At 72.9% G+C, this 11,076-nt stretch carries 13 protein-coding genes; 10 read left to right on the top strand and 3 right to left on the bottom strand.

Annotated elements, in window-relative coordinates; all coding sequences use genetic code 11:
• Positions 1-44: 44 nt before the first annotated feature.
• On the bottom strand, positions 45-995 hold the full coding sequence (locus FH610_RS08040) for a DUF389 domain-containing protein (RefSeq protein WP_139573636.1): 951 nt from the start codon (positions 993-995) through the stop codon (positions 45-47).
• 29 nt (positions 996-1,024) lie between these two features.
• Positions 1,025-1,966 (bottom strand): type I pantothenate kinase, encoded by a 942-nt coding sequence (gene coaA / locus FH610_RS08035; RefSeq protein ID WP_139573635.1) that lies wholly within the window; start codon positions 1,964-1,966, stop codon positions 1,025-1,027.
• A 123-nt stretch (positions 1,967-2,089) separates the two neighbouring features.
• Here coaA and FH610_RS08030 point away from each other — a divergent pair, with 123 nt between their 5' ends.
• Positions 2,090-2,440 (top strand): holo-ACP synthase, encoded by a 351-nt coding sequence (locus tag FH610_RS08030; protein WP_139573634.1) that lies wholly within the window; start codon positions 2,090-2,092, stop codon positions 2,438-2,440.
• A gap of 30 nt (positions 2,441-2,470) precedes the next feature.
• Here the strand turns inward: FH610_RS08030 and FH610_RS08025 are convergent, their stop codons facing one another.
• Positions 2,471-2,968 (bottom strand): MarR family winged helix-turn-helix transcriptional regulator, encoded by a 498-nt coding sequence (locus FH610_RS08025; RefSeq protein WP_240808824.1) that lies wholly within the window; start codon positions 2,966-2,968, stop codon positions 2,471-2,473.
• A 93-nt stretch (positions 2,969-3,061) separates the two neighbouring features.
• Between FH610_RS08025 and FH610_RS08020 the strand changes: the two genes are divergently transcribed.
• The 9 genes from FH610_RS08020 to rimI all read left to right on the top strand — a co-directional run bounded on the left by FH610_RS08020 (position 3,062) and on the right by rimI (position 11,049).
• On the top strand, positions 3,062-3,916 hold the full coding sequence (locus FH610_RS08020) for a haloalkane dehalogenase (RefSeq protein WP_139573633.1): 855 nt from the start codon (positions 3,062-3,064) through the stop codon (positions 3,914-3,916).
• 121 nt (positions 3,917-4,037) lie between these two features.
• Complete coding sequence (locus FH610_RS08015) at positions 4,038-5,540, top strand: NAD(P)H-hydrate dehydratase (RefSeq protein ID WP_139573632.1); 1,503 nt, start codon at positions 4,038-4,040, stop codon at positions 5,538-5,540.
• 54 nt (positions 5,541-5,594) lie between these two features.
• The gene (gene alr, locus FH610_RS08010) at positions 5,595-6,740 is read left to right on the top strand and encodes an alanine racemase (RefSeq protein ID WP_139573631.1); all 1,146 of its coding nucleotides are present in this window, start codon (positions 5,595-5,597) and stop codon (positions 6,738-6,740) included.
• 24 nt (positions 6,741-6,764) lie between these two features.
• Positions 6,765-7,817 (top strand): alpha/beta fold hydrolase, encoded by a 1,053-nt coding sequence (locus FH610_RS08005; RefSeq protein ID WP_139573630.1) that lies wholly within the window; start codon positions 6,765-6,767, stop codon positions 7,815-7,817.
• On the top strand, positions 7,814-8,275 hold the full coding sequence (tsaE, locus tag FH610_RS08000) for a tRNA (adenosine(37)-N6)-threonylcarbamoyltransferase complex ATPase subunit type 1 TsaE (protein ID WP_139573629.1): 462 nt from the start codon (positions 7,814-7,816) through the stop codon (positions 8,273-8,275). Before FH610_RS08005 ends, tsaE begins: the two co-directional genes overlap by 4 nt.
• A 237-nt stretch (positions 8,276-8,512) precedes the next feature.
• Entirely contained in the window at positions 8,513-9,151 is a 639-nt protein-coding gene (locus FH610_RS07995) for a hypothetical protein (protein WP_139573628.1), read from the top strand.
• Positions 9,152-9,153: 2 nt separating this feature from the next.
• Positions 9,154-9,708 (top strand): class F sortase, encoded by a 555-nt coding sequence (locus FH610_RS07990; RefSeq protein ID WP_139573627.1) that lies wholly within the window; start codon positions 9,154-9,156, stop codon positions 9,706-9,708.
• Between the two features lie 110 nt (positions 9,709-9,818).
• Positions 9,819-10,541 (top strand): tRNA (adenosine(37)-N6)-threonylcarbamoyltransferase complex dimerization subunit type 1 TsaB, encoded by a 723-nt coding sequence (gene tsaB, locus FH610_RS07985; RefSeq protein ID WP_139573626.1) that lies wholly within the window; start codon positions 9,819-9,821, stop codon positions 10,539-10,541.
• A gap of 19 nt (positions 10,542-10,560) precedes the next feature.
• Positions 10,561-11,049 carry a ribosomal protein S18-alanine N-acetyltransferase gene (gene rimI / locus FH610_RS07980; RefSeq protein ID WP_338104521.1) on the top strand — a complete coding sequence of 163 codons (489 nt, stop codon included), beginning with the start codon at positions 10,561-10,563 and terminating at the stop codon, positions 11,047-11,049.
• Positions 11,050-11,076 lie beyond the last annotated feature (27 nt).

Genomic DNA, 11,076 nt, shown 5'->3' with positions numbered 1-11,076 from the left:
GACGTCCGCCGGGCCTCCATCTGATGGAGGAACCCGCCTACGCCTCAGGTATGCCTCGTCGCGCCCGTCGCCCGACCGCCGCCATACCGGGACCACAGCGCACGCTGGAGGAACAGCGTCAGCGTGCCGGCGACGACCATCCCGGCGATGTTGACGAGAAGCTGCAGCGCCGAGCCGCCGACCTCGTCCCAGCGCCACAGCGCCAGGGCCACGGCCATGTAGCCGGCCGCGGGGACGGTGGTGACGGAGATGAAGACGCCCACCAGCGCGGAGGACTTGCCCGCCGTGATCGACAGCACCCCGGCCGCGCCGGCGAGCAGCGCCACGATGAACGACCACCGGTCGGGCGTCACGATGAAGCGCACCTCGTCGTGGTGCCGCAGGCTGTCGGGAGAGATCCAGCCGAGGCCCCGCGAGACGAGGGCACAGGCCAGGGTGACGGCGATCGCGGCCGCGAAGCCCAGGGCGAGCGTGCGGGCCGCAGTGCCGACGAGCCGCCACCGGCGGCGGAGCAGGCCGAACGAGACGGCCGCCACCGCGCCGAACTCCGGCCCGAGGACCATCGCGCCGACGATCAGGATCTGCGAGGGGATGAGGACGCCGATCGCGGCGATCTGCGTGGCGATGGCGAGGAACGCCAGGAACGCCCACGTGATGCGGCTGTCGAGGGCCACACGCTGCTCGAAGTGGTCCCACACGACCGCGTCGTCGCCCTCGCCGGGCGCCCGCTCCTCCGCCTCGGCCGCGCCCCGGGAGATCGACAGCTCGATTTCCTCGGCCGTGATCGAGCCGTCCCGCTCGAGGCCGAGCGCCTTGAGCCGGCCGATGACCGTGTTGGCGGCCTCCCTGGCGACGTCGGCGAGCACGACGTCGCCCTCCGGTTTCCTGGCCGCCTTGGCCAGGAGCACGACGTTCGTGACTCCCGGCGTACGGTCGAACACCTCGACGACCTGGTCGGTCCGCTGGAACGGGGAGATGACCCGCAGATGCAGCACGGCTGCATCCTAGGAGTGTCTGACACGACTTAGGTTCTGCGCAGCCGCACCCGTCTGACGGAGTGGCCGGAGCCCTTGTGCAGGATCAGGCCGGCCCGGCGGCGGGTCGGGGCGATGTTCTCCACCAGGTTGCGTTCGTTGATCTCCCGCCAGACGTTCTCGGCGAACGTCGTCGCCTCCTCGTGCGACAGCGCCGCGATGTGGCGGAAGTAGGACTTCGGGTCGGAGAAGGCGGTGCGGCGCAGCTTGTGGAAGCGCTCCACATACCAGGTGCGGATGTCCTCCATCCGGGCGTCCACGTAGATGGAGAAGTCGAAGTAGTCGTAGACCGCCAGGGCGTCCGGCGGAGCGGGCTGCAGGACGTTGAGCCCCTCGACGATGAGGATGTCCGGCCGGTCCACCGTCTGCGCGGCGCCGGGCACGATGTCGTATTCCAGGTGGCTGTAGACCGGCGCCTCCACCGAGGGACGGCCCGCCTTCACGTCGGCCACGAAGCTCACCAGCGCCCGCCGGTCGTAGCTCTCCGGGAAGCCCTTGCGGTGCATGATGCCGCGCTCTTCGAGCACCTTGTTGGGGTAGAGGAAGCTGTCGGTGGTGATCAGGTCGACCCGGGGGTGCTCCGGCCAGCGGGCGAGCAGCGTGTGCAGCAGCCGCGCCGTGGTCGACTTGCCGACCGCGACGCTGCCCGCGATGCCCAGCACGTACGGCGGAGGCGCGTCCTGCTCGCCGAGGAACGCGCCGACGGCCGCGCCGCGCTGCCGCGAACCGGTGAAGTGCAGGTTCAGCAGCCGGGTGAGCGGCAGGTAGATGTCGGTGACCTCGGACAGGTCGATCGGGTCGTGGACGCCGCGCAGTTCCTCCAGCTCCGCCTCGGTGAGCGTGAGCGGTGTGTTCTTGCGCAGGTCACGCCACTGCTCCCGGCTCAGCTCGACGTACGCGTCCCCATCTGCCACGACGGCAAGCGTAGCCATGGCGTTTCCGTGCCCCCACCCGGGGTCGTGCACAGCCTGTGGACAAAAATCGATGGATTACTTCGGTGCGCGGCGGGGAAGAACGTTCACTTCATGTCACTGGTCGCGCCGTACGCTGGCGCTGTGATCGTGGGCATCGGGGTGGACGTGGTCGAGGTGGCGCGACTGGGCGCGGCCCTGGAGCGCACGCCGGCGCTGCGGAGGCGGCTGTTCACCGATGCCGAGGGCGCGCTGCCGCTGGAGTCGCTGGCCGTGCGGTTCGCCGCCAAGGAGGCGGTGGCCAAGGCCCTCGGGGTTCCGCCGGGCCTGCGGCACCTGGACGCGGAGGTCGTGCGCGGCGGACACGGCCGGCCCGAGCTGAGGATCACGGGCCGGGCGGCCGAGGTGGCCCGCGACCTCGGCGTGCGCAGATGGCACGTCTCCCTGTCGCACGACGGCGGCATGGCGGTCGCCTACGTCGTCGCCGAGTCCTGAGCGGGAACGCCGGGCGAGGGTCCCGGGGAGTCAGCCGTCCCGGTGCGCGTGGTGGTCCACGATGCGGGTGAGCAGCTGGGCGAGCTGGTCGCGCTCGGCCGGGCCGAGCGGCGCGAGCACCTCGTCTTCCAGCTCGGTGAGCAGTTCGTCGAGCCGGGCGAAGCGAGCGCGCCCCCGCTCGGTCATCGTGATGACGTTGCGGCGCCGGTCCGCGGGGTCCGGCGCGCGCTCCACCAGGCCCCGATCGGTCAGCTCGTTGATGACGGAGACCAGGTCGCTGCGGTAGATGCCGGTGCGGCGGCTCAGTTCCGCCTGGCTGGCGGGGCCCGACTCCATCAGCGTCGCGAGCACCGCGTAGTGCCACTTGCGGGCGTCGGCGGCGGCGAGCCCTTCGTTGACGAGGCGGTCGGAGTGCGTCGCCGCCAGTGACAGAAGCCGGGTCGGCAGGCTCCGCAACCGGGCCGCTCCCGTCCTCCCGTCCATGCGGGGGGCCGTGGGAGGGGCCGTGTCGGGCTCGCTGCTGCTCATGCCTCCATCCTACCGATTGCGTTAGTCCGACTAACGATCTAATCTGTTCGTGCCACTAACGTTAGTCAGACAAACGAACTGTGAGGACCTCCCATGCCTTCGACCGACGTGCTCGACTCGGCCATGTACCACGAGGAGACCGGCAGCGGTGCTCCCTTCGTCTTCCTGCACGGCAACCCCGCCTCGTCCCACCTGTGGCGCAAGGTCCTGCCCGGGATCCGCGCCGGCGCCCGCCTGCTCGCCCCCGACCTCATCGGCATGGGCCGCTCGGGCAAGCCCGATGTGCCGTACCGATTCGCCGATCACGCCCGTTACCTCGACGCCTGGTTCGACCGGCTGGGGCTGGAGGACGTGGTGCTCGTCGGACACGACTGGGGCGGGGCGCTCGCCTTCGACTGGGCGGCCCGCCATCCCGGCCGGGTCCGCGGCGTCGCCTTCTTCGAGACGATTGTCCGCACGATGTCGTGGAGCGAGCTGGGCGAGGCGCCGCGCGCCCGCGCGCAGGCCATCCGAAGCCCCGAGGGGGAGCCGCTCGTGCTCGACCGGAACTTCATGGTGGAGACCGCCTTCACCGGAGGGGTGCTGACGCCGCTCGGCGAGGAGGAGATGCGGCCCTACCTGGAGCCGTATCCCACGCGCGAGAGTCGCCGCCCGCTGCTGGAGTGGGCGCGTTCGATGCCGCTCGACGGTGAGCCCGCCGACGTCGCCGAGCGCGTCCGCACGTACGGCGGGTGGCTCGCGAGCAGCCACGACGTTCCCAAACTGCTGCTCACCTTCGACTCCTCGCCGACCCTGCTCATCGGGCCGGAGATGGCCGCCTGGTGCGCGGCCAACATCGCGGGGCTGGAGGTCGAGCACTGCGGACCGGCAGGCCACCACGCGCCGGAGGACCGGCCGGAGGCCATCGCCGCGGCGATCAACGCGTGGACGGAGCGGCACGGGCTGTAGGCCCGGCGGCATGGCCTGGCCGCGCTGGAAAGACCGCCGTTTGTGCCGCGGCGGCATTTCCCCGATGATGCCCGGCGTACGGTGATCGCCATCGCCGACCCGGCAGGCTACCGTCGGACGCATGCGGACCGCCTACACCTCCGACCAGATCCGCTCCGCCGAGCTCGCGCTGATGGCGAGGCTCCCCGAGGGGACGCTGATGGACAGGGCCGCCGCCGGGCTCGCCGCGGTCTGCGCGCACCTGCTCGCCGGCTCCTGCGGCCGGGTGTACGGCTCCCGCGTGACGCTGCTGATCGGCAGCGGCGACAACGGCGGCGACGCCCTCTACGCCGGAGCCCGGCTGGCCCGCCGGGGGGCGCGGGTGGAGGCGGTCCTCGCCGGCTCGCGCACCCACGAGGGCGGCCTGGCCGCGTTGCGGGAGGCGGGCGGCCGGGCGCGTCCCTACGACGCCGCGCGGGCGCGCGAGCTGCTGGCCGGCGCCGACCTCGTCATGGACGGCCTCGTCGGCATCGGGGGCAGCGGGGCGTTGCGGGAGCCGTACGGCACGCTCGCGGAGCTGACCGCCGAGGCCGGCGGCCTGGTCGTCGCGGTCGACGTGCCGAGCGGGGTGGACGCGAGCAGCGGACGGGTCGAGGGACCGGCGGTCCGCGCGCACCTGACGGTGACGTTCGGCGCGTACAAGGCCGGTCTGCTGGTCGATCCCGGCGCCGCCCACGCGGGCGCGGTCGAGCCGGTGGACATCGGCCTGGGGCCCTTCCTGCCGGATCCCGAGGTGGCGGCGCTGACCGCCGACGACGTGGCCGACCTGCTGCCCCGCCCGGGCGCGGAGAGCGACAAGTACCGGCGGGGCGTCGTCGGGATCGCCGCGGGCAGCGACAGGTACACCGGGGCCGCCGTGCTCTCGGTCGCCGGCGCGGTGCGCGCCGGCGCGGGGATGGTCCGCTTCGCGAGTTCCGCCGAGCCGGTGCGGCTGGTCAGGGCCCGCTGGCCGGAGGCCGTCACGACCGTGCTCGATCCGTCGCTGGTGCTGAAGAGCTCGCTGGACGAGGTCGGCCGGGTGCAGGCGTGGGTGCTCGGCCCCGGGCTCGGGACGGGCTCAGAGGCGCACGCGGTGGCCCGCGCCGTGCTGTCCACCGGGGTGCCCGTGCTGGTGGACGCCGACGGGCTGACGCTGGTCGCCAAGGACCGCACGCTGCTGCGCCGGGCCGCCCCCACCGTGCTCACGCCGCACGCGGGGGAGCTGTCGCGGCTGCTCGGCGTGCCGCGCGAGCGCATCGAGGCCGGGCGGCTCGAACACGTGCGCAGGGCCGCCGCGGAGTTGGGGGCGACGGTGCTGCTCAAGGGCTCGACCACGCTCGTCGCGGAGGAGCACAGGCCGGTGCGGGTCAACACCACGGGGACGCCCTGGCTGGCGACGGGCGGCACGGGCGACGTCCTGTCGGGCATCGCGGGCGCCCTGCTCGCCGCCGGGCTGACGGGCTACGACGCGGCCTCGTGCGCGGCGTACGTCCATGGGCTGGCGGCGCGGACGGCCGCCGGAGGCGGGGTCGCGGGAGGCGGACAGGCCCCGATCGCCGCCCTCGACGTCGCCCAGGCGCTGCCCGAGGCCCTGCGTACGCTCTGACGTGCGGTGTCAGGATGGGCGCATCCACCCAGGTCCACCTGACACACTGGAAAAATGAGCTTCTCAACGGTGCGCTCCGCAACCCCGGCCGAGGCACGCGTGGACCTGTCCGCCATCACGCACAACGTGCGGCTGCTCGCCGAGTCGGCCGCCGGTGCCGAGATGATGGCCGTCGTCAAGGCCGACGCGTACGGCCACGGCGCGGCGCCGGTGGCGAAGGCGTGCCTGGAGGCGGGCGCGAGCCGGCTCGGCACGGCCCTCGTCCGCGAGGCGCTGGCGTTGCGCGAGGCGGGCGTCACCGCGCCGGTCATGTCGTGGCTCATCACACCAGGCGAGCCGCTGGACGCCGCGCTGCTCGCGGACGTCGAGCTGTCGGCCGGGGCGAAGTGGGTCGTGGACGACATCGTCGAGGCCGCCCGGCGCACCGGGCGCACCGCCCGCGTGCACCTGAAGGCCGACACCGGCAACTCCCGCGGCGGCGCGACGGCGGCGGACTGGCCGTCGCTCGTCGAACACGCGCTCGCCGCGCGGGCGAGCGGGGCCATCGAGATCGCCGGGCTGTGGTCGCACTTCGCCTGCGCGGACATCCCGGGCCATCCCTCGATCGAGAGCCAGCTCGCGACGTTCGAGGAGGCGCTCGCCGTCGCCGACAAGGCGGGCGTGCCGAGCGACGCGATCCGTCACTTCGCCAACTCGGCCGCGACCGTCACGCTGCCGCGGGCGAGGTACGACATGGTCCGCACGGGCATCGCGGTCTACGGCCTGAGCCCGATCCCCGAGCTGGGCGACTTCGGGCTGCGCCCCGCCATGACGCTGACGGCCAGGCTCGCGCAGGTCAAGCGGGCCGCCCCGGGCTCGGGCGTGTCGTACGGGCACCTGTACGTCACGGAGCGTGAGACGACGCTTGGCCTCGTCCCTCTCGGGTATGCGGACGGCATCCTGCGAAACGCGACCAACCGGGCGGAGGTGCTGGCGGCGGGCCGGCGGCGGCGGATCGCCGGGCGGGTGTGCATGGACCAGTTCGTCATCGACCTCGGTGACGATCCGGCGGAATCGGGGGACGAGGTGATCCTTTTCGGCCCCGGGGACGACGGCGAGCCGACCTGTCAGGAATGGGCGGATTCCCTGGGCACGATTACCCATGAGATCGTGACGAGGATCGGATCCCGCGTGCCTCGTGTCCATACGGATGGACGCTGAGCCGCGGCTGCGAGGAGGGCAGGCATGAGCACACGTCGCAAGGTCGGGATCGCCGGAGCGGTCTTCGGCGCGGCGTCGGCGGGAGTGGCGGCGGCCACGCTCGCCAAGAGGTACGCCGTCGGCCGCATCCGCCTGCGGCCGGACCTGGAGGCGAGTGAGCCCTTCGGCGAGCTGCACGGACGTTCGGTGACGCTCACGACCTCGGACGGCGTGAAGATCCATGCCGAGATCGACGGGGTGGAGGACGCGCCGCTGACCGTGGTGCTGTGCCACGGCTACTGCCTGTCCTCGGACTCCTGGCATTACCAGCGGCGCGACCTGCGCGACTCCTACCGGCTGGTGCTGTGGGACCAGCGCTGCCACGGCCAGTCCGCCCGCGCGCTGTCCAGCGACTGCACGATCGAGCGCCTCGGCGAGGACCTCGCGCTGGTGCTGGAGGAGCTCGTCCCGGGGCCGTGCGTGGTGGTGGGTCACTCCATGGGCGGCATGACGATCATGGCGCTGGCGGAGCGGCGGCCCGAGCTGTTCGGCGACAAGATCCGGGGCGTGTCGCTGATCGCGACCTCGGCGGGCAAGCTCGCCGAGATCACCCTCGGCCTGCCCGCCCTGGTCTCCAAGCTCGTCAACCTCGCGGTGCCGTCGGCCGTCTCGATCATGCGCAGGAGCGGCGCGCTGGTCGACCGGGGCCGCGAGGCCGGCACCGACCTGTCGTTCCTGGCGCTGCGTCACCTCGGGTTCGGCGATTCCAAGAGCGTCAGCCCCACCGTCGTGGACTTCGTCGAGTCCATGATCAGGGCGACCCCCTCCGAGGTGATCGCCGACTTCTATCCGGCGCTGATGACGCACGACAAGCTCACCGCGCTCGACGTGCTCAACAAGGTGCCCACCGCGATAATCGTGGGGGAGCGCGACTGGCTGACGCCGCTCGACCACAGCAGGGCGATGGCGGCGGCCGCGCCGACCGCGCAGCTCACCACGGTGCCGGAGACATCGCATCTCGTGCAGCTCGAACGTCCCGACGCCGTGAACGAGGCGCTGCGCGAGCTGCTGAAGCGTGCCGAGAGGGAGAACACGTGACCACGGCCGAGTTCCGGGCCACGACCGCCGAGGAGACGCGGGCGCTGGGCGCGCGGCTGGCCGCGCTGCTCGCGCCCGGAGACCTGGTCGTGCTGAGCGGGCCGCTTGGCGCGGGGAAGACGACGCTGGTGCAGGGCATCGCGGAGGGCCTCAAGGTGCGCGGGCCGATCACGTCCCCGACGTTCGTGATCGCCCGGGTCCACCCGTCCCTGTCCGGCGGACCCGCGCTCGTGCACGCGGACGCCTACCGGCTGGGCGGCACGCTGGAGGTGGACGACCTCGACCTCGACGCTTCGCTGGAGGAGTCGGTGACCGTGGTCGAGTGGGGCGAGGGCCTGGTCGAGGGCCTGTCCGACGATCGCCTGGAGGTCCACGTCGAGCGGGGCGCCGAGGGCGAGGAGCGCCGCGTACGGGTGACGGGTGCGGGTCCGCGCTGGTCGGGGCTCTCCCTCGCCTGAGCGCCCGCCGCCCGGAGCCGCCCGGAGCCGCATAAAAGGCCGCAACCCGGACTCTGACGTGGGAGAAGGACCTGCGGGGACAAGCCGGGCGTCGCCCGTACGCGATCCAGACCGGTCCGCCGCACAGTCCTTGACGCCTGTCCGCGTTCCTGTGGATCATCGGGAGCAAGGAAGATCCTCGCTCATGAGTCGGTAAGGATTTTCTGGGTAAGGGACCGGCGTGGAAGAGGTGTGCCGTTGAGCAGGATCACGCAGGTCGCCGTCGGGGGAGCCTTACTGTTCGGCGCGCTGGGCTGCACCGCGTCGGCCGAGACGGTCTCCGCCGACCCCACGATGACGCTGACCCCGGCCCTGCCGACACCGCTCGTCTCGGTCTCGCGGCAGGACGTGCGGGTGGAGCTCGATCCGAAGCGGATCGTCGGCGGGTCGACCAAGAGCATCCACATCACCGCCAGGTGCCCGCTGCCCCAGGGCGGCACGGAATATCGGGCGACCGCCCGATCCGACGCCTTCACCGGGCTCGTCACGCTGGTGGCCCCGGCGCCGCCGTCGGCCACCCCGACCGCGACCGTGCCGATGGTGCGCGGCAGCGCGACCATCAGGGCCGGGGCCAAGGCGGGCGGCTACCGCGTGCAGGTGCGCTGTGAGGCCACCAACGACATCGGCAGCGCGTCGTTCAGGATCGTCGCGCCGGAGCCCGACCACACCGAGGACCACACGAGGATTCCCACCCGGGCGCCGCACGCGGGCGGCGGCGGCACGGCGGCAGGGGGTCCCGAAGACGAGTCCGGCCTGCCGACCGGTGTCACCGTCGTCGTGCTGCTGGCCGCGCTCGGCGTCGGCGTCGGCGTGGCCCGCAGGCGCTCCGGAGCCTGACCTTGGCGCTGTCCACCCGGGGGGTGATCATCGCCGGGGTGGTCACCGGGCTCGCGTTCGCCGCGGTCGCCGGCGGCAAGGGGATGACGGACCAGCCCGCCGCCAGGTCCTCCGTCGTTCCCAAGCGGATCGACATCCCGGCGCTGCACCTCAAGGCTCCCCTGATGAAGCTCGGCCTGTCCGACGAGGGCGACGTCGAACTGCCGCCGTTCGACAAGCCGTCCACCGCGGGCTGGTACACGGGCAGCGCCGTGCCCGGCGACCCCGGCGCCTCCGTGATCATCGGTCACGTGGACACCAAGACCGCTCCCGCGGTCTTCTACCGGCTGCGCGACCTGCGCGAGGGAGCGGTCGTGAAAGTGGTGCGCAGCGACGGCAAGACCGCCTCCTACCGGGTCGACTCGGTGGAGCGCGTGCCGAAGGACGACTTCCCCGCCGAGCGCGTCTACACCGAGGACGGCCTGCGCCTGATCACCTGCGGCGGGAACTTCGACTGGTCGCGGCACGAGTACCGCGACAACATCATCGTCTACGCCTCCCGCATCCGCGCCGCCTGACGCCGTCGCCGGCCGCGCGGGGCGAGGCCGTGCGGCGACGGGGACCGAGCGGCCGCAACCGGCCCCGGGCGTGGTCGGCCGCCTCCACACAGCGACTACGCTTGACCTTCGTGCTTGTCTTGGCCTTCGACACCGCCACTCCCGCCGTCACCGCCGCGCTGCACGACGGCGAGCGCGTGGTGGCAGAGTCGACGACGATCGACGCGCGGCGGCACGGAGAGCTCCTCGCACCCGCCGTCGAGCATGTCCTGCGGGAGTCCGGCGCGACGCTCAAGGACGTCACCGCCATCGTCGCCGGGACCGGCCCCGGGCCGTACACCGGTCTGCGGGTCGGCCTGATGACGGCGACGGCGCTGGCCATGACCGCCGGTGTGCCGGCGTTCGGGGTGTGCACGCTCGACGCCCTCGCGTACTCCGCGCGGGAGAGCGGGCCGTTCCTCGTCGCGACCGACGCGCGGCGCAAGGAGGTCTTCTGGGCGCGGTACGGCGACCCGCGCACGCGGCTCGACGGGCCGCGCGTGGACCGGCCGCACGACCTGCCCGGGGAACTGCCCGTGATCGGCGCGGGCGGCGCCATGTACGCCGACGTCATCGGCGCCGAGCGGGTGCGCGGTCCCGAGCTTCCCTCGGCCGGCGCGCTCGCGGCCCTGGCGGCCGAGCACCTCGCGACGCTGAGCGAGGAGGAGGCGGCGGAGCTCGCCCGGGTGCCCGAGGGACGCGTGGATTCGGTCGAGAAGGCGCGGGAGCTGGCCGTGCTCGGCCCGCCGCGGCCCATCTACCTGCGGCGTCCCGACGCGCAGGTGCCCGGGGCGCCGAAGCGGGTGACGGCGTGATCCGCCGCGGGGGCACGTCGTGAGGCAGGCCGAGGTCGTGCTGCGCCAGATGACCCACGAGGATCTGCCCGTCGTGATGGACATCGAGCGGACCACGTTCCCCGTGGACGCCTGGAGCGAGGCCATGCTGCGCGGCGAGCTGGCCGACCAGCCGCGCACCCGGCACTACGTCGTCGCCGAGGTGGGCGACCGCGTCGTGGGGTACGCCGGCCTGGCGGCGGCGGGTGACCAGGCAGACGTCCAGACGATCGCGGTCCTCGCCGATCACCGGCGCGCCGGCGTCGGGACCGCGCTGATGGACGCGCTGCTCGCCGAGGCCGTACGGCGCGGCGCGGTCTCGGTGTTCCTGGAGGTGCGCGCCGACAACCCGCCCGCGCAGGCGATGTACGAGCGGTTCGGCTTCCGGCGGCTGGGCCTGCGAAGGCGCTACTACGACGACGGCACCGACGCCATCACCATGGTGAAGGACCTCGGGCCACGACACGGAGACATGGGGGGCGGGGCATGAGCGAGCGTAGTGAGCGAATACGTGAAC

Source organism: Microbispora catharanthi (assembly GCF_006334915.2).
GTDB lineage: Bacteria > Actinomycetota > Actinomycetes > Streptosporangiales > Streptosporangiaceae > Microbispora > Microbispora catharanthi.
The sequence above is the reverse complement of the archived record's forward strand: the minus strand, read 5'-3'. Positions and strand labels throughout refer to the sequence as shown.